At 44.6% G+C, this 25441-nt stretch carries 21 protein-coding genes; 9 read left to right on the top strand and 12 right to left on the bottom strand.

Annotation, left to right across the window (positions count from 1 at the left end):
* Positions 1-38: 38 nt before the first annotated feature.
* The 3 genes from dnm_RS07550 to dnm_RS07540 form a co-directional block, all read right to left on the bottom strand.
* Positions 39-1505 (bottom strand): B12-binding domain-containing radical SAM protein, encoded by a 1467-nt coding sequence (locus dnm_RS07550; protein ID WP_207682067.1) that lies wholly within the window; start codon positions 1503-1505, stop codon positions 39-41.
* 698 nt (positions 1506-2203) lie between these two features.
* Entirely contained in the window at positions 2204-2434 is a 231-nt protein-coding gene (locus dnm_RS07545; RefSeq protein ID WP_207682066.1) for a hypothetical protein, read from the bottom strand.
* Positions 2435-2522: 88 nt separating this feature from the next.
* Positions 2523-3308, bottom strand: a complete 786-nt coding sequence (locus dnm_RS07540) for a hypothetical protein (protein WP_207682065.1) — start codon at positions 3306-3308, stop codon at positions 2523-2525.
* Positions 3309-3817: 509 nt separating this feature from the next.
* On the opposite strand from dnm_RS07540, the gene dnm_RS07535 reads away from it, so the two are divergent.
* Positions 3818-6742 (top strand): SpoIIE family protein phosphatase, encoded by a 2925-nt coding sequence (locus tag dnm_RS07535; RefSeq protein WP_207682064.1) that lies wholly within the window; start codon positions 3818-3820, stop codon positions 6740-6742.
* Positions 6743-6937: 195 nt separating this feature from the next.
* Here the strand turns inward: dnm_RS07535 and dnm_RS07530 are convergent, their stop codons facing one another.
* Together dnm_RS07530 and dnm_RS07525 are read right to left on the bottom strand one after the other, a co-directional pair.
* On the bottom strand, positions 6938-7279 hold the full coding sequence (locus dnm_RS07530; protein ID WP_207682063.1) for a hypothetical protein: 342 nt from the start codon (positions 7277-7279) through the stop codon (positions 6938-6940).
* A 45-nt stretch (positions 7280-7324) separates the two neighbouring features.
* Positions 7325-8095 (bottom strand): hypothetical protein, encoded by a 771-nt coding sequence (locus dnm_RS07525; RefSeq protein ID WP_207682062.1) that lies wholly within the window; start codon positions 8093-8095, stop codon positions 7325-7327.
* 529 nt (positions 8096-8624) lie between these two features.
* On the opposite strand from dnm_RS07525, the gene dnm_RS07520 reads away from it, so the two are divergent.
* The 4 genes from dnm_RS07520 (at position 8625) to dnm_RS07505 (ending at position 11363) form a co-directional block, all read left to right on the top strand.
* Entirely contained in the window at positions 8625-9794 is a 1170-nt protein-coding gene (locus tag dnm_RS07520) for an RNA/DNA-binding domain-containing protein (protein WP_207682061.1), read from the top strand.
* Between the two features lie 159 nt (positions 9795-9953).
* Positions 9954-10610 (top strand): Uma2 family endonuclease, encoded by a 657-nt coding sequence (locus tag dnm_RS07515; RefSeq protein ID WP_207682059.1) that lies wholly within the window; start codon positions 9954-9956, stop codon positions 10608-10610.
* Between the two features lie 175 nt (positions 10611-10785).
* Positions 10786-11040 (top strand): type II toxin-antitoxin system HicA family toxin, encoded by a 255-nt coding sequence (locus dnm_RS07510; protein ID WP_207682058.1) that lies wholly within the window; start codon positions 10786-10788, stop codon positions 11038-11040.
* Positions 11037-11363: a type II toxin-antitoxin system HicB family antitoxin gene (locus dnm_RS07505; RefSeq protein ID WP_207682057.1), complete on the top strand. Its 327-nt coding sequence runs from the start codon at positions 11037-11039 to the stop codon at positions 11361-11363. The genes dnm_RS07510 and dnm_RS07505 overlap by 4 nt, the downstream gene beginning before the upstream one ends.
* Positions 11364-11930: 567 nt before the next feature.
* Here the strand turns inward: dnm_RS07505 and dnm_RS07500 are convergent.
* Both dnm_RS07500 and dnm_RS07495 read right to left on the bottom strand, forming a co-directional pair.
* Positions 11931-14360: a cohesin domain-containing protein gene (locus dnm_RS07500; RefSeq protein ID WP_207682056.1), complete on the bottom strand. Its 2430-nt coding sequence runs from the start codon at positions 14358-14360 to the stop codon at positions 11931-11933.
* Between the two features lie 50 nt (positions 14361-14410).
* Positions 14411-15928: an FG-GAP-like repeat-containing protein gene (locus tag dnm_RS07495; protein WP_207682055.1), complete on the bottom strand. Its 1518-nt coding sequence runs from the start codon at positions 15926-15928 to the stop codon at positions 14411-14413.
* Between the two features lie 501 nt (positions 15929-16429).
* Here dnm_RS07495 and dnm_RS07490 point away from each other — a divergent pair.
* The 4 genes from dnm_RS07490 to dnm_RS07475 all read left to right on the top strand — a co-directional run bounded on the left by dnm_RS07490 (position 16430) and on the right by dnm_RS07475 (position 19550).
* Positions 16430-16690 carry a hypothetical protein gene (locus dnm_RS07490; protein ID WP_207682054.1) on the top strand — a complete coding sequence of 87 codons (261 nt, stop codon included), beginning with the start codon at positions 16430-16432 and terminating at the stop codon, positions 16688-16690.
* A 13-nt stretch (positions 16691-16703) separates the two neighbouring features.
* Positions 16704-17129, top strand: coding sequence for a type II toxin-antitoxin system VapC family toxin (locus dnm_RS07485; RefSeq protein WP_207682053.1), 426 nt, complete (start codon positions 16704-16706; stop codon positions 17127-17129).
* A gap of 337 nt (positions 17130-17466) precedes the next feature.
* A complete protein-coding gene (locus dnm_RS07480; protein WP_207682052.1) occupies positions 17467-18282 on the top strand; it encodes a DUF2887 domain-containing protein in 816 nt (271 codons plus the stop codon).
* A gap of 440 nt (positions 18283-18722) precedes the next feature.
* Complete coding sequence (locus dnm_RS07475; RefSeq protein WP_207682051.1) at positions 18723-19550, top strand: DUF2887 domain-containing protein; 828 nt, start codon at positions 18723-18725, stop codon at positions 19548-19550.
* 425 nt (positions 19551-19975) lie between these two features.
* Here dnm_RS07475 and aat read toward each other — a convergent pair whose 3' ends face one another.
* From aat to nrdR, 5 genes are all read right to left on the bottom strand, one after another.
* Positions 19976-20662 (bottom strand): leucyl/phenylalanyl-tRNA--protein transferase, encoded by a 687-nt coding sequence (gene aat, locus dnm_RS07470; protein ID WP_207682050.1) that lies wholly within the window; start codon positions 20660-20662, stop codon positions 19976-19978.
* A gap of 692 nt (positions 20663-21354) precedes the next feature.
* Complete coding sequence (locus tag dnm_RS07465; RefSeq protein ID WP_207682049.1) at positions 21355-22572, bottom strand: bifunctional 3,4-dihydroxy-2-butanone-4-phosphate synthase/GTP cyclohydrolase II; 1218 nt, start codon at positions 22570-22572, stop codon at positions 21355-21357.
* 85 nt (positions 22573-22657) lie between these two features.
* On the bottom strand, positions 22658-23305 hold the full coding sequence (locus tag dnm_RS07460) for a riboflavin synthase (protein WP_207682048.1): 648 nt from the start codon (positions 23303-23305) through the stop codon (positions 22658-22660).
* Positions 23306-23355: 50 nt separating this feature from the next.
* Entirely contained in the window at positions 23356-24459 is a 1104-nt protein-coding gene (ribD, locus tag dnm_RS07455) for a bifunctional diaminohydroxyphosphoribosylaminopyrimidine deaminase/5-amino-6-(5-phosphoribosylamino)uracil reductase RibD (RefSeq protein ID WP_207682047.1), read from the bottom strand.
* Between the two features lie 30 nt (positions 24460-24489).
* Positions 24490-24945, bottom strand: coding sequence for a transcriptional regulator NrdR (gene nrdR, locus dnm_RS07450; protein WP_207682046.1), 456 nt, complete (start codon positions 24943-24945; stop codon positions 24490-24492).
* Positions 24946-25441 lie beyond the last annotated feature (496 nt).

Here is a 25441-nt window from a genome sequence, read left to right as displayed (position 1 = left end):
TGTCTCAGTTATTCCGGACGATTTTTTTGCCCAGCCTGCTACGCTTTTGCAATCAGATTTTTCAAATACGAAAGCCTTTCCCATGAGAACTTTTCATGAGAACAGGGAAATATTGCATTATTGGTAAATACGGGGTCGGATTCGATATCATAGCGGGAAGAAGCAACAGCCTGTTGCCACAATGCTGTATGAGGAATGGGTGTATAATGTGCGATTATCGGGGTCACACCGCTTTGTCTGACAATTCTGACAGATGCCTCAACAGAACCCGGGGACTGATACGGAAGCCCCGCAAGCAGATATGCTCCCATCTGATTTTGCGTAAACCCGGCTTGTTTCAGACAGGAAATTGCCTGAATGAATTCTTCTTCTGTCACTTTTCTGTCCCACTTGTTTCTCTCCTCAAACGCTGTTGTTTCAAGCCCCAGGCGCAATGTTTCAAATCCCGCCTGAAACATTAACTCCGCGGTTTGTTTTGAAATGTTGCGAATATGAACCGCATTGGGTGTGTGAAACCGAATATTCAAATCCGATTTTATGATGTTTTCAAACATGGGAATCGCGTGTTCTTCCGCATTCACTAACAGCGCGTCATCATAAAACACAAAATCGCTCACCGCATATTTTTTGTGCCAGTAAATGATTTCCTCCACCACCTGCAACGGATCACGCCGCATTCTCTTAGGATTCAGAAAATGCGAGGCGCAGTATGCACAGGAGAAGGGACATCCCCTTGAAGTGAGTATGGGAACATACCCGATTTTTCGCTGTAAATCAAGTGCCGGATAAGGATAGGCATCAAGATTCTCAGGATCAAATTTGAGATTTACTGAAAAACCTGTATAAGCTTCCACGAGCCTGAGAATATCCTCCTCAGCCGCTCCGGTGACGACTTCATCCGCGCCTGAATGCCTGACCGCATGATCGCGGCAAAGTGTGGCATATATTCCCCCGAGAATAATTGGTATGTCAGGAAAAACCTCTCTGATAATTCTTATGGTTTCCCGGACCCCGGGATACCAGTAGGTCATCAGTGAGGTCACAAGAATGAGATTCGGCTTTGGTATATTTAAAAGGTCCTCCCTGAACCATTCCTCTCTGATACCATATCTGGAAAAATTTCGCGAGACATCCTCAAGCCCGTCAGGTTTCGGAATCCGGGTTTTAAGATAAGGTCCCCGTCCGCCTCTGGCATAAGGATTGCTGTCATGGGCCCTGGGATGAAACCGGTCAAGACAATCCATATAAGTAACGCAAACCCCGTGTTCTCTGAGAACTGCTGCGAGCGTTAAAATTCCCATGGGCTTTGCCCAGAAATCATAAGCCGCGAAATCGTGTATCCATGGGTTTACAAGGAGAATGTTCGGAATATCGTGTTTTACACTGTCTCTCTGTGTCCTGATACAGTTTTTCTCATTCCCGGAACATTGCGTTAGGCAACCTGTCTGTTTTTCTGAACAAACCTCGTAATTTTGGATTTTTTTTTCATACGCCTGTGTATTCATAATACTTCCTTACAGTGCCAAGACTTTTTTCAATCTCAGCTTATGCCGCTTCACCAAAACAGAATCTCTCTGATAGTCTTCAACAGTGTAAGGCATAGTTACGCTTAGGGATTTCCCCAAAAATAAAATACCCGGAAATGTGTGGTGGGTTCCGCTTCGCTCCACCCACCCTACATTTTTTGCTGATTATAACGGATTTAGGGGAGGGCCGACCAGGCCCTGTAAGGGCGGCATATTTGCGGGTGTGCCCCGGCTTTTACACAGGAACAGGTTTTATGTGTAAAAGGCGGGACGCATCCGTTTTTTTGCCACGAAGGCACGAAGGCGCAAAGTCTCACAAAGTCTCACAAAGTCTCTTTGTGCTTCCTTTGTGTCTTTGTGGCTGATTTTTTTGGATAAAAGGCGGGACACATCCGTTTTTTTGCCACGAAGGCACGAAGGCGCGAAGTCTCACGAAGTCTCTTTGTGCCTCCTTTGTGTCTTTGTGCCTTTGTGGCTGATTTTTTCGGATGTGTGAAAGGCGGGACACACCCATATTTGCAGCATTGGCCGGCCTCCCCTGAATCCGTTATAATCAGATTTTTTGTATCGGGTATATTGTTTATTTCAAGTTCCCTTTCCCTAAAAAATTTGAAAGCCTTCTGCTCCGCCATCTGAACATATAAGAACAGTTTTCTTTTTATGTCTGACTGCCAGATTTATTTCTGCTGCCTCAGCTCTTTCAGACAAGCTTCAATTTCCTCAGGCGTCAGACGCTCTTTCACAGATTTCAGCAAGTCATTCTTGGAAAGCCCTTTCAGCAAGTCATTCTTGGAAAGCCTTTTCAGCAAATCCTCGGAGGACAGCCCTTTCAGACGCTCCTCCGGGGGCAGTTTGTGCATATGTTCCAGCAAATAGTCCCTTCTGTAATCTTCCATTGTGTAAGGCATAACGGCCAATCCTTCCAAGTTATACTTTATAAAGACCTTATTTATCAACATCCGATCATAAAAATCTTCCCTTCCTTGTGTCTGACTATCAGACTTGTCTCCGCTGCCTCAGCTCCTTCAGATAAGCCTCAATTTCCTCCAGCGTCAGACGCTCTTTCAAAAATTTGAGCAAATCTTTATTGGACAGCCCTTTCAGACGCTCCTCCGGGGGCAGTTTGTGCATATGTTCCAGCAAATAGTCCCTTCTGTAATCTTCCATTGTGTAAGGCATGACGGCCACTCCTTCTATGTTATATTTTACAAATAGCTGATTTATCAGCGTACTCATCTCATGCAGACGCTCGCGGTAATGTGCCGCGGCATACCGTATTTTTCCGGCTGTCCCGCTGAACAGCAACCACAGCGAGTTTCTCTCCACTTTCGGAATCCGGCTGAGTACGATGATCCTCACCTTGCGGGAACCCCATCTGACTTCATACACCCCTTGGCTGAGAAATCTGAAAGGCACCTGATCTGCCAGATTTCTCGGATACATCGTGGTGACAGCATACAGCCGGAAGTCCCTGACCGGCAACAGTTCATTCAGGGACGGACTGATCTGCTTCCGGTAGTTGACATAATGTCCTGTGAGTTCGTCAAGGGCCCAACTGTTCAGAGACTCCTGATGTGATTTGTAGGTCAGAAGGTTATGTGACGCCAGATTTTTAAGACCGTCAGGAAGCTCATCCGGCGGCTTCCCTGCCTTTTTTTCAATAATCACAACATCCAGAAGCTGCTGCTTCAGAGAAAGATCCTTCTCCAGTTCCACCGTGTAGTCCGTGCCCGTGAAATAATCGGTCAGACTCAGTCCGAACAGGCGATGCCATCCGATCATAAAAAACGGTTTCCTTTCTTTTTTTAACTATTAAAATATCATGCCGGTATCATACGAGTCAATATCAAAGAATGCAGATTTTCTGATTATAACTTTGTTATAATCAGGAATTTTTAACTGTTTGAAAATTTGTTCTTTACAGACTCAGGTAAAAACATGAGCATTAAATGTGATGATTTTTAGCTTTATATACCAGAAGTTGACAGATATCGCAATAAAGAATACAAGAAAGACAATAATCGCTTTCTATTGAATGACATAGCGTCATCCCGTCGTTTATTTTTAGTATATTACTTTATAAATCAGAAGGTTAGTCAGGATATGCTCTGCCTCATGTATCCCATGCCCATAATAAAATCTACAATGGTTGTAAAATTCTTTTTAATCTGATAACAGAGTCATCGTCGTTCAGTAACAAGTTTTCTTTAGCCAGACTTGGCAGATCACAAGTTTTCATAATATGTTCGATCTCCTGAAACTAAAAAAATAGGATTTGGAAGACTATGATCATGAAATGGACAATCGGAAGAAAAATGTCTCTGATCGGCGTCATGATCTTTATGGCGCTGGCCATTCCTGCAAGTAATGCCTATCTCACCAACAGAGCGATTCAATACGCCTCGGCACAGGCATCTGTGCGGAATGAACAGTTGGAACTGATCAAAAAATTAAACGCGGCCCACCTGAACCTGATGTCATCCGCGACAGACGCCATTATTGCCAAAAGCGAGGGCGATATAGACACGGAAAGAATGAGATCAATAAACGCAAATGTAAAATTTTTTGAGAATAATTTCAAGAAGCTGGAAGAAATAGCAGATACCGGGGAAGAAAAGCAGCTGGTCAGCACTATCCGGGATGTGTTTCCCAAGCTGTCGGAGGGCATAAAAACCGATCTGGTAAAGCTGATCAGGGAGAGTACTGCCAAATTGCAGGAGATCAAAACAAATTTTATCAGAACAGATGCCAGACTTTATTCAGAGGGGGAGCAGATCGAGAATGATTTGGCAAAACTGTTTGCTGCTGTGCAAAGAGAACGGGAAGAAGCCACATACGACGCGACCTTGCGAATTCAGCAAATTGATCTGATAAACAAGCTGATGCGGTTGCACTCAGATATGATTTTGTCCGCAAAGAACGCCATTATTGACAAAAGGAACGGAAAAGTAAACAGCAGACGGGCCGAGGTTATCCGGGAAAGTGTGAAATTTGTAATGAACAATCTGGACAATCTTGTTGATATTGTTGACACGCCTTATACCAAAGCTGAAAAGGAAGTGGCAGAGCATTTTTGTTATATGTTTCCCAAACTCGCAAAACGCATTCACTCTGATCTTGCAGAACTGACAGAGAATCATCCTGACGAACCGGAGCTTATTCAGATAAACGACGTGCTTGACATGTACAGCCATCGGATAGCAGATGATTTGGCAAAAATTTTCCATTTTGTAAGGACAGGGCAAAGCGAGGCCACGGATCTGGAACTTCTTCAGAATGACAAATTTACGACAATAAATCAGATGATGCGGGCGCATTCCGAACTGATGATCACCTCAATGCGGGCACTGACTTACAGAAACGAGGGCAGGATAACCGAGGAGCGCATGGAGATCATTGACAGAAATGTGGCATTTATAACGGAAAATCTGGACAGTCTGATTAACATGGCCGCCACGGATGATGAGGATATCGCTGCTCAGAATACGATTGTTATGTTTCCGAAACTGGCCAGGGGGATCCGTTCTGACCTTAAACAACTGATTGAGGAAAGCGCGCTTGAGATTAAAAATATTGAAACGGATTTTATCAGGATGAAACACGCACTGGACCATTACGGCAGCCAGACAAGAGATGCGCTGGTAAAGATGCTCGTTTCTGTCCAGAGAAAACAGAAACACGCGGCAGAGGCCTCGGCAAGGCAGATATCCCGGTCCACACTGCTCGGGTTCCTGACCTTTTTTGTGACACTGGCGCTTATTGTTCCGGTCTTTTTTCTGATCCGCCGGTCCATTGTCATCCCCTTGCATCGCCTGAAAGAGAGTTCGGACCGTCTCGCACAGGGAAATCTGAATCAGGAAATTGATATCCGCCAAAATGATGAACTGGGAAGTCTTGCAAGAAGTTTTGAATATATGCGGAATTCGGTTCGTGAGAAGATTATCCAGTTACAAGTAAAACAGGCCTCATTGAAAAAAGCAGAGGAAAAATACCGCAGCATTTTTGAGAACGCTGTCGAGGGCATCTTCCAGACCACGCCTGACGGGCTTTTTATCAGTGCGAATCCGGCCCAGGCCAGGATCATGGGTTACAATTCTCCGGATGAAGTGATTTTGTCTGAATTCGGCCTTGTGACAGAATGCCATATCCGTCCGGGGGGCAATGACGAGCCTTTCAGCGGAATTCTCTGTAAGACAGATCAGATCATCGGATTTGAAACGCAATACCGTCGCAGGGACCGCAGCATGATCTGGGTGTCTGTCACTGCCCGGACAGCCCGGGACAGTGACGGCAGCGTGCTTTACTATGAAGGCTCAATGTTGGATATTACAGAACGAAAGGAAAAAGAAAAAGCAGAAAGAGCGCGTGAAGCTGCGGAAGCAGTGAACAGAAAGATCATGGAGAGTATCCGGTATGCAAAAATGATACAGGCGTCCCTGCTGCCCAGCCCGGAAAAACTGAAAATTTATCTCCCTGACAGCTTTTTTATCTGGATGCCCAGGGATATCGTGAGCGGAGATATTTTGTTTACAGACTCTTTTGAGGGCGGTTTTGTTGTCGCTGTGATTGACTGCACCGGACATGGCGTTCCTGGCGCGTTTATGACCATGATCGCATCGTCCGGTCTGAGGAGGATTATAAGAGATGAAGGATGCAGCGATCCCGGGGAAATCCTGAAACGACTGAATTTCTTCGTCAAGACATCGCTTCATCAGGACACGGAATATGCCCTTTCCGACGATGGCCTGGACGCGGCCATTGTCAGTATTCAGTCATCAGAAAACAAAAAACTGACATCTGAAAAACTGACAACTGACAACTGCCTGCTGACAACGGGTGATTGCCTGATGACTTTCGCGGGCGCGAGGCTGCCGCTGATCTGTATTCATAATCATAAGGTGACAACCATAAAAGGAGACCGTCAGAGTATCGGTTACAAACGATCTGATCTGAATTTCAATTTTAGCAACCATACCATCATGATTGAAAAGGGCATGTGTTTTTATATGTTTACCGACGGGTTTACAGATCAGCTTGGCGAAAATGAGGAGCGTCGGTTCGGGTCCCGGCGATTCAGAGAACTGCTGAACGAAAACAGCAGAAAACCTTTTGACGAACAGCGGAACGCATTGCTCCGGGCCTTCAATGTTTACAAGGGGGAGAATGAGAGGCAGGACGACGTCACGGTGGTCGGTTTTGGTTTTGATAATAAATAATGCCCCAGGTGATAAGCGGTTACAATCTTTGTAGGGTGGGTGGAGCGAAGCGGAACCCACCATTTACCGAATTTCGGTGGGTTCCGCTTCGCTCCACCCACCCTACAGCTATCTTTACAGGTCGAAAATTTTTGATCAGGTATTTATTTGAACCCCATGATTCTCCTGTCCTGCTTTCATTCAACATCTGCCGTATCAGGGAATCCCTCTTTCAAAATAGACTTTATTGGAAATAAGCATCAGCGCCCGAAAGCGGACATCCGGAGTGCCGAACTTGCAGTTTGGCAAGGTGTGTCTCCGCCGGAGGAATCCCGGAACAACATCATCATCGCCAAACTGCAAGTTCGGCACTCCGGATGATGAATAGCGCCAAACTGCAAGTTTGGCACTCCGGATGTCCGGCCGCTTATTTCCGATAATGTCTATTAGATAAATGAACGCCTCATCCGCGGTGTTTGTGTCGGGAAAGCGTTTCCGGACGAGACGGTTTAAAAGATCATAGTGGCTGAAGACCTGTTTTTTCCAATAATCAGACATAACATATCTCCGCTTCTGAATATCTTATTATTCCAAAGAGATGACTCATTCGGATTTTCCTGAAACAACCTGCAACGCGTAAATCGCATGTTCCAATCCTATGCTTATATCGCTTGTGATTGCTCCGGAAACACAGCGCAATGCGTAAATCACTTCTTCTATACCGATTTTGCCGTCATCGTTTATCTCAAAGTAGAGATTCCTCTTTCCCGAAGCCATGGCCAAGGCGCAAATCACGTCATCCAGATATGCGCCATCCGGATCACATTGGATGGCTCCGGAAAGGCACAACAACGCATGAATCGCTTCTTCATGCCCTGCCTCGCCGTCATCATTTACATCACAGATCACAGAAACTTTAATGCGCTGACAAAAGGTGTCATTCACATAAAATCCTCCGGCTGAGGATGATTTGAATGTTTCAAATGAAATCATGGACGCGTCAAAGCATTTTCCGACCACATCAAAATTGATAAATACCACCTCTCCGCTGCCTGTAACAACATTCTCCCATGCGGAAATGACAATCGTGATTTCTCCCTCGGTATTCATATTGTCCGTGTTCTGATAGCCTTTGCCTTCCAAGATGCCACCTGTCAGCTCCGTGCCTGTGGCCAGAAGCACATTTTGATTAAATTTAACTTTGATATCAACAGATTCAATCTGAGTGCTTTGCTCCAGAGCAACAGGAATTCTCAGTTTTCCCCCCTGAACCGCATTGATCTCACATGCGTATGCAGACAAAACAGAAACACTCACCGCCATAAACAAACTGGTCAGAAATACTGCTAAAATTTTAAAATTGTGTTTAAACATACTATTCCCCTCGTTTTTTGGTTATGTTTGTAAGAAGTACAAGGAAGTCAGATAAGAAAAGGAAAAAAAGACAAACCCATCTCCTTCTTATCTGACTTCTCTATAGTTTTGCCCTTGAAGATAGTACAAGGAAGTCAGATAAGAAAAGGAAAAAAAGACAAACCCATCTCCTTCTTATCTGACTTCTCTATAGTTTTGCCCTTGAAGATAGTACAAGGAAGTCAGATAAGAAAAGGAAAAAAAGACAAACCCATCTCCCTCTTATCTGACTTCCCTATAGTTTTGCCTTTGCAGATTACACAGATGAAAACGAATCAGTGTCATCCTTTTCATCTGTTTCAATCCGTGGTTCAAACTCCCTATCACAAATTCAGAGAATATTGAAACACAAAATTTTTTTTATCCCCTCTCATTATTTGCAGACGGACAGTTATCAAAAAATTGTCGCAAAAAATAAAAAAAATGTATATCATAAAAAATGGCTTTTTGGCCTTTATTCAATTATCAGACTGAATAAGGAGTATTTTTTATGAATTGCAATGAACTTATTGAAATAATTAGCAAAGGTGAAGATTCCTCTCATCAGTTCAAAGAAAAGATAAAAAGCATTGATCTTCTTGCTGTTGAAATAAGCGCATTTGCCAACAGTGAGGGCGGGATATTAATTGCAGGGGTTTCGGACAAGGGTGACTTAGCAGGCTTGGACACAGAGGAAATCAGAAAATTGAATCAGTGGATATCCAACGCGACATCATCAAAAATTGATCCGCCGCTTTTTGTCCGTACAGAAATTCTTTTGTGTGAGGGGAAAAGAATATTAATTATTTACACCCCAAGGGGGTTGTACAAACCATATGCCGTGAACAAGGCAGAGTTCTGGGTTAAAAACGGGGCAGACAAACGCAGGGCAACAAGAGAAGAACTGTTCAGACTGATGCAGTCTTTCCGTAATATTTTTGCTGACGAACTTGAGACAGATGCTTCTATGGCTGATTTTGATTATGATTATTTTGAAAGATATTATAAAAATTATTATGAGGAAGAGGTGGCCATATCAGGTGTTAATGTTGAAAAACTCCTGAAGAATTTGAAGCTTGCAGGAGAAAGGAACCTCACGCTTGCCGGACTTCTTGTTTTTGGAAAATATCCTGAACAACGGATTCCTTATTTTTCAATCAAGGCCACGTATTTTGATGGCTCAGATGTCTCGGTCGAATATTTCAGGGATAAACAGGAAATCCGAGGAAAGCTTGCGGAGCAGTTCACCGAGGGAGTATCTTTTATCAAGAGAAATCTTCACAGAGTTCAGAAAGATAATGAATTCAACGCACCCGGAGAATTGGAGATTCCTGAATCTGCTTTTGCGGAAGCCGTGTCCAACGCCATCATACACAGGGATTATTTTATCAGCGCGCCGATATTCATTCATCTTTTCACAGAGAGACTTGAACTTATCAGTCCCGGAACCCTTCCCAACACACTGACCGAAGAAAATATAAGATTCGGCGTTCATGTTGAAAGAAATCCGACCCTTCTCTCCATGCTGGAGAAGGACAGAAAATTTCGCTATTCAGGGAGAGGCAGCGGAATTCCCCGGATCATAAGAGTTTGCAGAGAGACTGGCGTGGATGTCAGGTTTGTCAATGATATATCCGAGCATCGGTTTAAAGTTGTATTTGGAAGAAATCACATCAGATAAAAAACAGCAAATTAATAATTATGGTTCAGACAAATTTTCCAATTTTTGTAATTGATACATTTTAACGGTCATGCTATTATTTAATTCTGAATGCGTATCGCTCCGGAGTGCCAAACTTACAGTTTGGCAAGTGCCCCCGATTTCCGGGCATCGGAAATATTGCCAAACTGCAAGTTTGGCACTCCGGATAATCTGAAAACTGAAACGGAGAAAAATATCATGGCCCACGCGACAACAGCACGGCTCACACCGGATAGCCCGTGGCCCGCTCAGGGCGAATGGTCTTATGAAGATTACCTGAACCTGCCGGATAACGGCTGTCGCTACGAAATTATTGAGGGGGTACTTTATGTGACAAATGCACCGGATATTGATCATCAGTTTATTGTGGTTAAAATTGTTTCTCAAATAGAACAATTTGTAGCTGGGAACAAACTTGGTTATGTGCTGACAGCGCCTTTTGAAGTCCATCTTTCAGAAAAAAGTCGTCCGGTTCAGCCGGATGTGCTTTTTATCACGTCGGAAAGATGGCCGGGTTCCGGTGCAAAATACTTTGAAGGTGCGCCCGATCTTGTGGCTGAGGTTTTGTCTCCCTCAAGCCGTCGCACTGATCAGGTGATCAAGTTCATAGCGTATGAACAGGCAAAAGTTCCGGAGTATTGGATCGCTGACCCGAAAACCCGCTCTGTGCAGGTCTTTGCGCTTGACGGAGAAGAATATGCTTTGTCAGGCGAGTTTGCAGGAGAAGAGGTGATTGAATCCAGGATTCTGACGGGGTTGAAAATTGTTACGGCTTCGCTCTTTATTTCGTCATAGGTACGTCCAGGCTTCGGTGTGAACTCAGTCCGAACAGGTGCTTTCGCTTTCACCCCGGGGGGATTGATATCCTGGCTTTTGTGGCAAAATTAAAATACCGGGGATAAAAAAATGAAAACTGTGACAATACCGGAAAATGAGTATTTGCAAATGCAACAGACAATAACGGATTTAAATGAATAAAAAACAAAGAAGGACATTGGAAAAAATTTTTGATAATCCGGTTCAGTCAAATATCGAGTGGAACGATATTGAAAAAATGCTCATTGCACTGGGGGCTGAAATCAGCGAAGGCAGAGGATCAAGAATCCGTATTGCTCTTAACAATGTCAGAGCCGTATTTCACCGCCCTCATCCGAGAAAAGAAACCGATAAAGGAGCAGTTGTTTCCATGCGTCGCTTCCTTACAGAAGCAGGAATTACACTATGAAATATAAAGAATATATTGCAAAAGTCGAGTATGATGATGAAGCGGATATTTTTCACGGTGATGTTATAAATATCCGTGATGTCATAACTTTTCAAGGCAAATCGGTCGAAGAATTAAAAGAGGCTTTTATTGATTCAGTTGAGGATTATATTGAATTTTGCTCGGAAAGAGGAGAAGAGCCTGACAAACCGTTTAGCGGAAGCTTTACAATTAATCTGCCGCCTGATCTTCATAAAAAAATTGTTCTTGCAATTGAAAAGTCAGATAAAAATTTAGATAATTGGGTTAAAGATGTCTTTGAAAATGCGGTAAGCAGCCATTAAAGAATATTCGGGGCACACGCATTTCCCCATTGAAGCATCAGCAGATCGAAGACTTTTCGAGACAAAAGGAGTTCAAAAATGAGGCGAACGCGGAATTTTTGCAAAAACTTTCGCTGATTGTAACGGATTTTGGGGAGGCCCGGGGTTTTTTCCGCGGTATCGGGCAATATGACAGCGGACAGGAGGATGAGACGGATGTCCCGGCCCGGAATATCCGGTAAATCCTTAAATCCGATGTCATATTCGCGGGCCTCCCCCGAATCCGTTATAATCAGAACTTTCGCTACAGGGATTTCATATAAGAAAGGGATTCATAAGAAGCGGATTGAATCCCTTTCTTATCCTCCTCTTCGTTAAGTAGCTAACCATAAGTTTTCGATATTTGTCCGGGGAGGAAACCCGGCTTTTTTTCCGGAATGACCCGCCGTCCGCGGAGGAAAAAGCCGGGTTTCTTTGCCATTCAGAAAAAAAATGTATGAAAAACTTTTGCTCAGGTACTTATATGAAATCGCTTGTAGCGAAAAGATTGCAGAGACAACCACAAGATTGCCCCTGCAAAGGTTTGTTTTAATGGGTTACGACAATGTCTGATTCGCCATCAGCGATGTTGAGACTGATTTTCTGGCAAATCTTCTCCTTTACCTGAAAGCCTCCGAATGCCGCTTTTTCGTTGCACTCGAATTTCTCAAGCGACACGGCCGATGTGCTCCCGGACTGCCCGGTTACGTCAAAGCTGAGGAACACGGTCTCTCCGCTGCCGGTGAATGTCCCGTCAGCCGCGGAGATGACGAGCGTGACCTCGCCGTGTTCCGTGCCGGTGAGCAGGGCGTATCCTTCGTATTCCAGTATGCCGCCTGCCAGTGCCGCACCGGTGAGATCAAGCACATCCGCATCATAAGTGAGTTTTATGTCAATGCCTTCGATGGCAGTGTCCTGATTCAGCACAACGGGAATCGTCAGCACGGAACCCGGAACTGCCTCAGCTTGGCACACGGAACGTGCCCGCCGCTTTGTTCTGACCGGTTCTTCTGACCAGTTGCCTGTCACATCGCCGAGTCTTATGGCGATGAAATCCTGGTCTGTTTTGTCCGAATTCAGCGGAGAATAGGTTCTTTCGGAGGTGTAAGCGATGGGGGGCCACCCGTCACAACTGCTGATCGAACTGGCAGGCACAAATACCCAATGATTATCATCATCGTTGAGATAGCTGATCTTGCCTGCTGTGTATCTTGCGACTCTTGATGCGTCCAGTCCGGTGATTTGGCCGTCTCCGTCCACATCGGCTGCGATTTTCTGGTAGCAATCAAGCGGCATCATTCCTGCCGCATGTTTCAGGATTCTTGAGGCGTCCATGCCGCTGAGACCGCCGAACTGGTCGTTTTTATAGGCTGTGACAGTATAATGTCCTTCTGCAAGACAGGAAAAATCGTAAGTTCCGTTTTCCTCTGTGGACAGGGAAAGAGAGTCTTGTCCGTCAAGTTCCATGAATACGTTGGACACAGGAGAAGCAGTGTTGTAGTAAGCAATGTTTCCTGAAATTTTATAACCGCAGAAAGGTTTCCCGATTGTAACCGAACCGAGTTTTGCATCTACTTTTTTTTCGTTGAACTGAGCTTTTGCGAATGTCAGTTTTGTCATGGTCGCTTCATCACCAACCATGTAAAAATTGAGATATGCAACAATTCCGCTGCCCGTGAACGTATTTCCGTTAGCGAAAATTGATACAGTAATCTTTCCTCCATCATCTACCTGATAAGTGATACCATAATTTTTGCCGTCCAGTATGCCGCGTGCCAGTGTTGCATCTGTGGCAACTAAAACCGCATTGCTGAATTCGACCTTTACATCAACAGCTTCAATGGCTTCGTTATTCTTGTTGTTTAATTTCAGAGGGACGGAAATTGTCTTACCCTCCTCTGCCTCCATATCAGGTAGTTCCAATATTCCGCCTGGGGGCGGCGGGGGATCATTGGGGTCTTTGGGATCGGTCGCGTGATCATGCTCCCATTTCTCGGTGTATCCGTCGCCGTCATAATCGTCTGTTCCGGTTCTGTCAAGCGTTCCAAAATGTTCGATTTCCCAAGCATCCAGCATACCGTCACAGTCAGTATCACTATCGGTGGGAATACAGGAGGTATCCGTCGGTTTAAACATAGCCTCATTGCTTGCCGCAGTTTGAATATCATCTTTAAAATCCAAAAGAGTCAAAGTTGAAATCGCATCTTTTTTTACAGTGAATTTCATTTTCAGAAACAGACCATTTGCACCGATATGCACGGGTGTTCCGAACATTGCGCCGTTCACTTTCACTTTGCCAGGTTCTGTGATCTGTCCTTCAACAAGACTGAAATTTTGTACCAGGGTTCCGGCTTTGTCAGCTTCCACAAATTCCAACACATCTTTGTCAAACTGGAATGTGAAACCAAAGGCATCTATATCCAGGCCAGTGCCAATGTTGCTGATATTCACCGGAACAACGACCGTGTCTCCTGTTTTTCCCTGCACATCAGCCGGAGAAATTTCAAAAGCTCCGGGCAATGTGGGAGTACCTGTGGCACTGCCTGTGGTCGCAGTTGCAATGTCATCTTTGAAATCAGAGAGAGACAAAGCTGAGTTTTTGCTTGCGCCTGATTTTACATTGAATTTCATTTTCAGGAAAAGACCGTCAGCGTCAATATGCACGGGGGTTCCGAACAATGCGCCGTTCACCTTCACCTTGCCGGGTTCTGTTTCCTGTCCTGCCACAAGGCTGAAACTCTGAGCCAGTGTTCCGAGTTTGTCAACGTCGTCAAAGGTCAGCACATCTTTGTCAAAGGTAAGTGTGAAACCAAAGGCATCCACATCCAACCCTCCGCCGACATTACTGATTTTAATCGGCACAACAACAGAACTTCCGGGGCTTCCTGACACGTCCTCGGGAGAAATGTCATAGGCCCATGCCGGTCCTGTGAAAAGCAGAAATATAAGCGCAAAAACAATTGTGTACGTTTTTTTCATTTTCATGTCCTCCGTATTCCTTAATTATAAGGTTTGAGCTTCCTTTGCTCTTAATATGATTCCCAGAAAATCTCTATCGCGTCCTGCGCTGTCACTTCGCCATCCTCATTGAAGTCCGCACGGCACAGTTCATCATCTGTCCACGAAGCCTCAAGAGAAAGGTGAAACGCTTCTACTGCATCCTGAGGGGTGATCTCATCATCTCCGGTGACATCGCCTTTCATGCAATCAGGCTGGCTATCCGGATCATTCGGGTCATTCGGGTCAGATGGGATACCGTATTCCTCTTTGTCGGTATAGCCGTCATTGTCGGTGTCTTCGCTTCCATCGTGTGAAAGACCGCCAAAATGTTCGATTTCCCAGCAGTCATCCATTCCGTCTTCATCTGAATCACCGTTGCATGAAGGATCAGGTGGGATAGGAGGCTGTGTGCCAGGACGCCCTGATGTGTTCAGATATACCTTGTTCGCCTGACCACTGTAATTAACGACAAAAGCATCCAGATCGGAATCTCCGTCCAAATCTCCTAATGCAACACCATAGCTGCGTCCGCTGGTACTACCAAGTGCGAGTCCGCTATCCATAAAGGTTCCGTAACCATTGTTCAACCAGACTCTGTTTGACCCGCCATAGTAATAATTGGCAACAAAAGCATCAAAGTCACCATCTCCGTCCACATCCCCTAACGCGATATCAGTAGTTTGCGAATTGCCAAGAGACAACATGCTGTCCGTAAAGCCGCCATGTCCGTTGTTGAGCCAGACTTTATTTGGCTTGCCATAATAACCATTACCGACAAAAGCATCCAAAACGCCGTCATCGTCCACATCCCCCAATGCAACTGCTTGGCTATAAGCACTACTAAGAGAATAGCCGCTGTCTGTAAAATTGCCATCGCCGTCATTCAGCCATATTTTATTTGCCTGCCCCCAGTTAGCAATAAAGGCATCCAAATCACCATCTCCGTCCACATCCCCTAAAGCAACGTCACGACTATTTGAATTACCAAGAGACTGATCGCTGTCAATAAAGTCGCCGTATCCTCCGAAATTCAGCCACACTTTATTTCCCTGACCATAATTCGCCACAAAAGCATCAAGAGCGCCGTCTCCGTCCAAATCTCCCAAAGCCACATTCCTGCTATCGAAATTGCCAAGGGTTTGCAAACTGTCTTCAAAACTGCCCCGGCCATTGTTGAGCCATACCTTATTTTTTCCATTATTAGCGATAAAAGCGTCAAGGGACCCGTCTCCGTCCAAATCTCCCAGGGCAACCGCACGGCTATTTGCGTTGCCGAATTCCCGGGTGCTGTCTTTAAAAGTGCCGTCACCGAGATTCAGCCATACCTTATTAGGCGCATTGTTGGCAACAAAGGCATCAAGGTGGCCGTTTCCGTTGAGATCGCCCAATGCGACATCCTGGCTATACTTATTGCCAAGAGCCTGGCCGCTATCAATAAAAAGAGCCTCCCCAAGAGCATGAGTACTGCCTGCCATAAGCATGACAAGCAATACACCTGTCATCGCTGTCATACGTTTCCAACCGGACTGATTCATAAAAAGTTTCATACGTTTCTCTCCTTTTTCGGATCATAATCTGTCACATTTTCATTTAATAAAATAAAACCCTGCCATCAATTCTCTCTCTCAGACATAAAATTTTTGTTATCACCTCCCCCATGTTTTAATAATATGCTTTAGAAAATATTTTCTTATACACACGGGCATTTTTTTAAAAAATTTTTGAGAAAAAAATATTAATATATTTTTTATGACTATAATTCAGTAAGTTACCATTAAATTCTCTGCTGCCTACAAATGCGTCTGCTTTAGCGCAAATCACAATTTAGTTTGTAGTTCCGCCTTTAGGCGGTGTGACACCGCCTAAAGGCGGAACTACAAACATATATATTCATTCTTGGAAATCGCCTTAATTAAAATTTATTGATATAAGCAGATAATTATGTTAATTTTAAACCAAAGCTGGAAACTGATTCCGGTGCTTTTACTGAGAAACCATAGAAAAATTTCTGATTTTATTTTATAAAATTTATCAGGAGAATTCTGAAAATGCCAACAACAATTATAAAGCATATCCGGGGTACGGACATTCCTCTCCAATGGGCGGAAAAGATAAAAGAAAATTTGGCGCAGTCTTTTACTGTGACGATAGTACCTGATGGGAAACCGTCTGAAATATCTTCCAGAACTGAAAGAAATCGTATTTTCGATTTGCTGGAAGGAACTTCGGGCACTGAGATTTCAGAAGACTGGATTGATCTGTTAAAATCATCTCGGACTGTGTCTCCTTTAAAATCAAATTTTAAGTAATGGTTAAACTGAGATGGATTATTTACTTGATACCAATCACTGTATATACCTGATAAACGGTCTGGATAAAAAAGACTCACAACGTTCGAAAGAAGAAAAAAAGGCTACTGAAGCTGTCCGAGGAATTGAAGCTGATATTTTTATGTCTGAAGTAACACTGGGAGAATTATATTTCGGTGCGGCAAATTCAGGCCGGAAAGAATATAATTTTGCCCGGATAGCACTTTTTAAGAAGGCAGTTGTTCCTATTCCGATTGATGAGGATATTTGGAGATTGTTTGGTAATACCAAGGCAATGCTTCGGAAACAAGGCAAAGCGATTTCAGACTTAGACCTCCTCGTTGCCTGTACTGCCAAAGTATGCGGTCTTGTTTTGGTTACAAATGACAGGGACTTTGATGTCTTGCCCGATGCTTTCCAAAAAGAAAACTGGGTATGAACTGAATTCTTATGAAGCAGGGGGCCGGGTTTCGCTGCTTAATTTTATGAAAAGCCCTGGCATGAATGCCAGGGCTGGCCGCGAAAGCGTTCGACTGAACTCACGCCCAAGTCAGGCTGAAGTTAGCTAAAATCAGTAGATCGAAAACTTTTCGGGATAAAAGGAGTGCAAAAATGAAGCGAACGCGGAATTTTTGCAAAAATTCCGCGTTCGCTTCATTTTTGCACTCCTCGTAATTGATTTGGAAACAGTAGGTTATAAATTCTTTTCGATCTACTGAAAATCTATTCTCCGAGTGAAAGCGAAACAAGACCTTGAAATAAGAGGATAAGAATAAATGAAAACAGATGCGTTATTTTACAAGCTGTTCCGATTTGATCCTCGGAGCCTGCTCCGACTGGTGCAGTTGCAAATTGCGGGCCAGTATGTCTTTGAAAGTATCACTGTGAAAACTACGGAAAAACGTTTTGACGGTTTTCTGAGGCCAAAGGACGGTGACGGCCCGTATATTTTTCTTGAGATTCAGGGCTATGATGATCCGGCCATCTACTGGCGGCTTTTCCGGGAAATAGCCACATGGTACGAAGCCAGCGGGAGCAGGACACCGTTCATTGCGATTGTCCTTTTTCTTGATGAGGAATACGATCCCGGAATCCCCATGCTGTCATGCACGCCTCCCTGCCAGCTGATTCGGAAAAATCTGGCTGACTGTTTTGAGGCAATAGGGGACAAAGCAGGCGCACTGACTGTGCTGAAGCCTCTGACTCTTTCCGGCAAAAAGGAGGATCAGAAGAAACTTCAGGAGCTTGTTCCCCGCTGGGAAGAGGAAATCCGCTCGCTGAAACTGCCGGAGCATGAGACAAAAGAACTTTCAGAGTTGCTGATTTATACTGTTCTTCAACGTTTTCCAAAACTTACTTTAAAGGAGGTACAGAAAATGATACAACTGACTCCCCTTGACCAGACGGTTGCGGCTCAGGAGCTTATCCAAATAGCTGAAAAAAAAGGTGAAAAAAAAGGTGAAAAAAAAAGAAGTAAAGAGACAGCCCGGATTCTGCTTTCAATGGGAAAGCTTACCGTAAAAGAGATATCCCGGGCAAGCGGACTGAGCGTGAAGGAAGTTGAGACGCTTCGGGATTCTCAGACAAAATAAATATCAGGCTCAGGCTCAGAACTACAGGGAAAACAGATAAGAAAAGGAAAATGCCCGTTCCCGTTTGGAAAAAAACTTTAACAATCCAGTCAACAATCTCATTAACAATCTCGTTCCCACGCTTTGCGTGGGAATGCAGGGCAGACGCTTCGCGTCCTGACATCTCGTGCTTGTTGTCCGGAAGGCATATCTACGCAACGTATGGGAACGAGAAACAGATATTTAATCCTGCCAATTTTGTAATCTTTTAATCAGGGTTCGGGCAACATGAAAACATAAGTTCAGTAAGCCGGACAGATGATCCGGAAAGAAATGCCACAGAATAGCGGGGGCAGAATCTGGGAAGAGGCCAGATATGCGCTTGGTCTTTGATAAAAATGCTTTTGAAGATTTGGGCATGGTGGATGAGTACGGACCCTGAAATAAGAGGATAAGAATAAATGAAAACAGATGCGTTATTTTACAAGCTGTTCCGATTTGACCCCCGGAGCCTGCTCCAACTGGTTCAGTTGAAAATTGTGGGACAGTATGTCTTTGAAAGTATCACTGTGAAAACTACGGAAAAGCGTTTTGACGGTTTTCTGAGACGCAGGGACGGTGACGGCCCGTATATTTTTCTTGAGATTCAGGGCTATGATGATCCGGCCATCTACTGGCGGCTTTTCCGGGAGATCGCCACATGGTACGAAGGCAGCGGGAGCAGGACACCGTTCATTGCGATTGTCCTCTTTCTGGATGAGGAATATGATCCCGGAATCCCCATGCTGTCATGCACGCCTCCGTGTCAGATGATTCGGAAAAATCTGGCTGACTGTTTTGAGGCAATAGGGGACAAAGCAGGCGCACTGACTGTGCTGAAACCCCTGACTCTTTCCGGCAAAAAGGAGGATCAGAAGAAACTTCAGGAGCTTGTTCCCCGCTGGGAACAGGAAATCCGCTCTCTGAAGCTGCCCGGACACGAGACAAAAGAACTCTCAGAGCTGCTGATTTATACTGTTCTTCAACGTTTTCCAAAACTTACTTTAAAGGAGGTACAGAAAATGATACAACTGACTCCCCTTGACCAGACGGTTGCCGGCCAGGAGCTTATCCAACTAGCTGAAAAAAAAGGTGAGAAAAAAGGTGAGAAAAAAGGTGAGAAAAAAAGAAGTAAAGAAACGGCCCGGATTCTGCTTTCAATGGGAAAGCTTACTGTAAAAGAGATATCCCGGGCAAGCGGACTGAGCGTGAAGGAAGTCGAGAGGCTTCGGGATTCTCAGACAAAATAAATATCAGCTCGCCTTTTCAGGAAAGGAGGTACAGAAAATGATACAACTGACTCCCTTTGACCAGACAGCGAATATGCCGCCCCCACGAGGCTTGGCTGGTCATCCCCTAAATCCGTTATAATCAGATTAAATATTCATGAAAAGAAGCCGGTTTTTTCACCTCCGGAGATGAAAAAAATCCGCTTAAAAAACCCGGCTTCTCAGTTATATTCATGAAAAGAAGCCGGTTTTTTCACCTCCGGAGATGAAAAAAATCCGCTTAAAAAACCCGGCTTCTCAGTTATATTCATGAAAAGAAGCCGGGTTTTTCACCTCCGGAGATGAAAAAAATCCGCTTAAAAAACCCGGCTTCTCAGTTATACTTTCATGGTAAAGGGTTAGGGGATTTGACCGTATGTGTAAAAGCTGGGATTCCTCCATATTTTTCAAACATAAAAATGCCATTTCCCTTTTATCGTCGGTGTCCGCAAAGATTTCTCAAGCTCTCGCAGAAAACGCTTTCTCGGTATCTCTCTTGCCCCGAACCGCAGCAGATGATCCGTTGTCACCTGGCAGTCTATCATATCAAATGACAATGCCTCAAGATATTTGACAAGCCTGACAAACGCCACTTTTGAGGCATTGCTGACACGGGCAAACATTGATTCTCCGAAAAAACATTTTCCCAGGGAGACACCGTACAATCCGCCAGCCAGCTCTCCGCCATACCACGCTTCAACAGAATGAGCAAAGCCGGATTCATGGAGTTTGCAGTAAGCCTCAATCATCCCGTCAACAATCCAGGTTCCCTCGCCTTTCTGTTTTCTCAGTTCCGCACACGCGGTGATGACCTCGGGAAAAGCCAGATCCATTGTCACATGAAAATCACCTTTTCGGATCGTTCTTTTCAGCCTTTTTGAAACCCGGATTTCCCGGGGATACAGCACAAGACGGGGATCAGGCGACCACCATATGAGCGGTTCATCGTCTGAGTACCACGGAAAAATTCCCATTCGATAGGCAAGGATCAGACGCTTCTCGCTCAGATCACCGCCAATGGCCAGCAAACCGTCTTTTTCAGCCAGATGGGGCGGAGGAAATCCTATTTTATCAGATAAAAGAAAAACAGTCATAAAAGGTGTCAGGTGTTAAGTGTTAGGTGTTAGGTGTTAAGTGTTAGGTGTTAAATGTTAAGTGTTAAGTGTTAGGTGTTAGGTGTTAGGTGTTAAATGTTAAGTGTTAAGTGTTAGGTGTTAGGTGGGGTGATGAAAATGTTTCCAAGGCTCTGAAAAAGCTGATCCCGTTTTTGTTCCCCGCATTTTTTAACCGCCTGATTTTTAAGTCATAAAAAATTTGCGGAATAAAAATGGGATCGCAATTGTCAGCCCGGTTTGTGACATTTTCATCACCCCAGGTGTTAGGTGTTAGGTGTTAGGAAAAATTTTGAAATGTTCATGTTTTGTTCTGACTCCGGGGACATGACCGTTTAGGCGATTTTCGGCTTTTTTCAGTTCGCGGTTCAGCGTTCAGACGGTCTCGCACATCGCCTAAAGGCGGAACTATGTATTCGCCTTATATTGAAAAACAGACATAATGTTGTAACAAATCAGGAGTCAGGATCAGCAAGAACAATCAAAAAAACTGCTGGTTGTCAGTTGCCCGGTTTCTGGCGGCAACTGGCAACCAGCCATCAAAAGATAAGTAGCAGACCATAAGTTTTTTGATATCTTCCCGGAAAAGAAACCCGGGTTTTTTCCGGGATGATACACTCTCCTTTGCAGGAAAAAGCCGGGGTTTCTCCGCCGTTCGAAGGAAAACTCAATTCTCAGGGATTTGCGTCAATATTCAGCAGATGTCCCATTTTCAATTTTTTGCATTCAAGGTAGCACTGATTGAACTCATTCGGCGGGATTTCAATGGGAACTTGTTCCACAACGCTGAGACCGTATCCCTCAAGCCCTACCATTTTTTTTGGATTGTTTGTCATAAGCCGCATTTTTTTAACGCCCACGGCAGCCAAAATCTGAGCGCCGATGCCGTAATCTCTCAAATCGTCTTTGAATCCGAGCTCTACATTCGCCTCAACCGTGTCAAGACCCTGATCCTGCAATGCATAAGCTTTCAGCTTGTTCACAAGACCGATACCCCGTCCTTCCTGTCGGAGATAAACAAGCACACCGGATCCTTCCTTATCCATCATATCCATTGCCTTATGTAGCTGATCGCCGCAGTCACATCGCATTGAAGTGAAGATGTCTCCTGTCATACATTCGGAATGGACGCGGACAAGCACTGGTTTCTCCGGGTCAATTTCACCTTTGATCAGAACGATATGGAGCAGATTATCCAAATCGCTCTCATAGACACGAATTTTAAAATCCCCGGCGTGTGCCGTGGGAATACTAATTTCCGGGGCAGACTGATACACAAACGACTCGGTACGCATCCGGTATTCAATCATATCCGCAATGGTACAGATGCCAATACCATGTTCCTCACTGAATTTCTCAAGTGACGGCATTCTGGCCATTGTCCCGTCATCGTCCATGATTTCACAAATCACACCCGAGGGGTTCAGACCGGCAAGACGTGCAAGATCCACAGACCCTTCTGTCTGGCCTGCCCGTACCATGACCCCTCCGTTTCTTGCCCTTAAAGGAAAAATATGTCCTGGTCTGACAAGATCGCCTGGTTTGGCATCGTCAGCCACGGCTGTAAGAATTGTGGTGGAACGGTCTGCTGCTGATATTCCTGTTGTCACGCCTTTCCTTGCTTCCACGGATACCGTAAATCCCGTATGAAACTGTGACGTGTTCTTTTCAACCATCAGCGGAAGTTCGAGAGAATCAATCTTCTCCCCTGTCATGGAAAGACAGATAAGCCCCCGTCCATATTTTGCCATAAAATTAATGGCCTCAGGCGTAACCTTTTCAGCGGCCATCGTGAGATCGCCTTCATTTTCACGATCTTCATCATCCACCAGGATGACCATGCGGCCGTCCCTGATTTCTTTAATCGCTTCTTCAATTGTAATCAGTGGCATTGTTTTTTTATTTTATCTCCTTTAGAATTAAATAGTTGAACTGTGTACAAAACAAAAACCCGGGTTTCCTTGCCGCTCATCTTTTTTACAAGAACCCGTTTTTTGCTAAAAACGCCATGTCAACAGATGATTGCCCGGTTTCTTTTTTTCCTGTGACAAATTGTTCAACATATTTTCCGATCATGTCAGTTTCGATATTGACAGGATCGCCGATTTTTTTAAAGCCAATGGTGGTCAGCTTGGCGGTATGCGGGATGATACTTACGCTGAAGCTGTAGGGGTCACAGTCGTTAATCGTCAGACTGATACCATCCACCGCGACCGAGCCTTTTTTTATCATATAGCGGGAAAGAGATTCAGACACTCCGATGGTGATAATAATGGCGTTGTCTGTGATTTTGCGATGTTTGAGAATACCTGTGCCGTCAATATGTCCTGAAACAAGATGACCATCCAGACGGTCAGAAAGACGGAGTGCGCGCTCAAGATTGACACGGTCCCCGACCTTTGCTTTGCCAAAAGTTGTCATCCCGAGAGTTTCAGGTGACACATCTGCTTTGAACTGTTTCCCCTCAAGCGTCACCGCTGTCAGACAAGCCCCGCTCACAGCAATGCTGTCACCGATTTTTGTATTGTCAAGAATAAAATCAGCCTCTAAAGACAGACGCCTGCTCTGACCGGAGGACTGTATGCTTGTTATGGTTCCCAGCCCCTCAATAATTCCTGTAAACATGAATACCCCCGTCTGGGAATTGATAATTATCAATTATCAATTATCAATTATCAATTATCTATATACCCTTCTATCATAATATCATCACCGAATCGCCGAACATTAATATTTTTCACGGGTGCGGAATCGCTCATCAGATCGGGGCCCGGACCTTTACATACGGGGATGCCGTCGTCTCCGCCCAGAATTTTGGGGGCATAGAAAAAGTTGATTTTGTCAATAATTCCCGCTTTCATCGCGGATGCAATTACGTTGCCGCCTCCTTCTATAAGGAGACTTGTGACCCCCATTGCTCCCAGTCTGTCCATTAACAAGTCAAGATCAATCACCCCGTTTTTAAGAGGGGATTCAACCACCCGGACATTTTTGTTTTTTTCGATTCCGGCTCTTTTGTCTGCTGAAACAGAATCACCAGTTATAATAAGTGTATCCGCATCAGAATCAGACCGCAACATCTTTGCGTTCTGAGGAATGGAAAGATGGGTATCCAAAATGATTCTTGTGGGATCACTCCCCTTCATATCATCCAAACGGGTTGTCAGACTCGGATCATCGTTTTTTACCGTGCCAATACCGACCATGATGGCATCTGTTGCATGGCGAAGCCTGTGTACGAACTTTCTGGACGCTTCTCCTGAAACCCATTTGGAATCTCCGGTTCTGGCGGCGATACGCCCGTCCAAAGTCATTGCACATTTTAAAAGCACAAATGGCCGCTTTGTCCTGATATATTTTATAAAAACTTCGTTCAGTTTTTTGGCTTCATCTTCACATATCCCCGATATCACATCCACGCCATGGCTTTTTAAATAATCATTTCCCCCCCCTGTCACATCGGGGTTGGGATCATTCATGGCAACCACGACCTGCCTTATCCCGGCTCCGAGAATTTTTTCCGTACAGGGCGGGGTGCGTCCGGTATGATTGCAAGGTTCAAGGGTCACATAAAGAACCGCTCCCTTTGCAGCACTGCCCGCATCATCAATGGCGTTGACTTCCGCATGGGCCTTTCCCACGGCCTCATGATATCCCTTTCCTATAACAATATTGTCCTTTACAACTACGGCCCCGACCATGGGATTGGGAGATGTGAATCCCTCTCCTTTTGCAGCAAGGTTGAGCGCCATTTTCATAAAATCTTTGTGAGTTTTCATTTGTGATCTGCCATTTGTGATTGGTGATTTTTATTCTTTGTTTGAAAGACTTTTCAATTCTGAAACAAAATCATTTACATCTTTGAATTCTCTGTAAACTGATGCAAACCTTACATATGCAATACCGTCTATTTCATGGAGTTTTTCCATTGCTTTTTCACCGATGGCGGAGGAAGGGATTTCTTTCTCACCAGTTTCTCTGAGATCACGTTCCAATTCGTCAAGGAATTCTTCAATGACGTTCATGCTGATATTCCGTTTTTCACAGGCTCTCTGAATACCTGAACGGACCTTGTCACGGCTGAAAAGCTCCCTGCGTCCGTCTTTTTTAATAATCATGATAGGGATTTCTTCAAGGCGTTCATATGTTGTAAATCGCCTGCTGCATACAAGACATTCCCTGCGTCTGCGAATGGCATTCCTCTCTTTGTTCAGTCTGGAGTCAACGACCTTGTTATCAATTTCTCCACAAAACGGACATTTCATAAATTCTCCCCCCTGCTCTCCAGGTACTCAGCGTCTCAACACCTTTTCGGGGTCAAAGATCATTGGTGGTCATTGATTGCATCATGGCATGCAGCAGGTGGTTTACAGCTATAAAGCGTATCATACTTAACACGTCTCAAATCAAAGCTCATTATGGTTTACAAATAGTCAGCAGCTTGAAAAAATTCACAGTTCCGGGTTCGGGCGATGTCACATCGCCTGAACCCGGAACTGTGAAGTGAAAAATATTTTTTTTCCGGAAATCGACCTTTTAAATGCCCGATCAAAAGTTTTTTATAAGTACTTCATCAAATATTTTGTGCCATTTTTATTGAAGCTGATATTTGTTAGTTCAACATTTCACATTATAATTTAGGTACAAAAGTTTTGCTGAGATACTTACATGTTTTCTTCTGCGAACTGCGGAGAAACTCGAAATTTTCCGTCACGGACCGCGGATCATTCCGGGAAAAAACCGGGTTTGTTTCCCGTTCAG

Source organism: Desulfonema magnum, from assembly GCF_017377395.1.
Lineage (GTDB): Bacteria > Desulfobacterota > Desulfobacteria > Desulfobacterales > 4be13 > Desulfonema_C > Desulfonema_C magnum.
Note: the sequence above shows the minus strand (reverse complement) of the source record. Positions and strands in the feature narration are given on the sequence as shown.

Bases quoted from the DNA above. Each gene is read 5' to 3' on its own strand.
- dnm_RS07485 (WP_207682053.1), top strand. From the start codon at position 16,704: ATGGATTATTTACTTGATACCAATCACTGTATATACCTGATAAACGGT.
- dnm_RS07550 (WP_207682067.1), bottom strand. From the start codon at position 1,505: ATGAATACACAGGCGTATGAAAAAAAAATCCAAAATTACGAGGTTTGT.
- dnm_RS07520 (WP_207682061.1), top strand. From the start codon at position 8,625: ATGAATTGCAATGAACTTATTGAAATAATTAGCAAAGGTGAAGATTCC.
- dnm_RS07545 (WP_207682066.1), bottom strand. From the start codon at position 2,434: ATGCCTTACACAATGGAAGATTACAGAAGGGACTATTTGCTGGAACAT.
- dnm_RS07475 (WP_207682051.1), top strand. From the start codon at position 18,723: ATGAAAACAGATGCGTTATTTTACAAGCTGTTCCGATTTGACCCCCGG.
- dnm_RS07505 (WP_207682057.1), top strand. From the start codon at position 11,037: ATGAAATATAAAGAATATATTGCAAAAGTCGAGTATGATGATGAAGCG.
- ribD (WP_207682047.1), bottom strand. From the start codon at position 24,459: ATGAAAACTCACAAAGATTTTATGAAAATGGCGCTCAACCTTGCTGCA.
- dnm_RS07495 (WP_207682055.1), bottom strand. From the start codon at position 15,928: ATGAAACTTTTTATGAATCAGTCCGGTTGGAAACGTATGACAGCGATG.
- dnm_RS07480 (WP_207682052.1), top strand. From the start codon at position 17,467: ATGAAAACAGATGCGTTATTTTACAAGCTGTTCCGATTTGATCCTCGG.
- dnm_RS07510 (WP_207682058.1), top strand. From the start codon at position 10,786: ATGAATAAAAAACAAAGAAGGACATTGGAAAAAATTTTTGATAATCCG.
- dnm_RS07540 (WP_207682065.1), bottom strand. From the start codon at position 3,308: ATGATCGGATGGCATCGCCTGTTCGGACTGAGTCTGACCGATTATTTC.
- nrdR (WP_207682046.1), bottom strand. From the start codon at position 24,945: ATGAAATGTCCGTTTTGTGGAGAAATTGATAACAAGGTCGTTGACTCC.
- dnm_RS07465 (WP_207682049.1), bottom strand. From the start codon at position 22,572: ATGCCACTGATTACAATTGAAGAAGCGATTAAAGAAATCAGGGACGGC.
- dnm_RS07530 (WP_207682063.1), bottom strand. From the start codon at position 7,279: ATGTCTGATTATTGGAAAAAACAGGTCTTCAGCCACTATGATCTTTTA.
- dnm_RS07500 (WP_207682056.1), bottom strand. From the start codon at position 14,360: ATGAAAAAAACGTACACAATTGTTTTTGCGCTTATATTTCTGCTTTTC.
- dnm_RS07525 (WP_207682062.1), bottom strand. From the start codon at position 8,095: ATGTTTAAACACAATTTTAAAATTTTAGCAGTATTTCTGACCAGTTTG.
- dnm_RS07460 (WP_207682048.1), bottom strand. From the start codon at position 23,305: ATGTTTACAGGAATTATTGAGGGGCTGGGAACCATAACAAGCATACAG.
- dnm_RS07490 (WP_207682054.1), top strand. From the start codon at position 16,430: ATGCCAACAACAATTATAAAGCATATCCGGGGTACGGACATTCCTCTC.
- aat (WP_207682050.1), bottom strand. From the start codon at position 20,662: ATGACTGTTTTTCTTTTATCTGATAAAATAGGATTTCCTCCGCCCCAT.
- dnm_RS07535 (WP_207682064.1), top strand. From the start codon at position 3,818: ATGAAATGGACAATCGGAAGAAAAATGTCTCTGATCGGCGTCATGATC.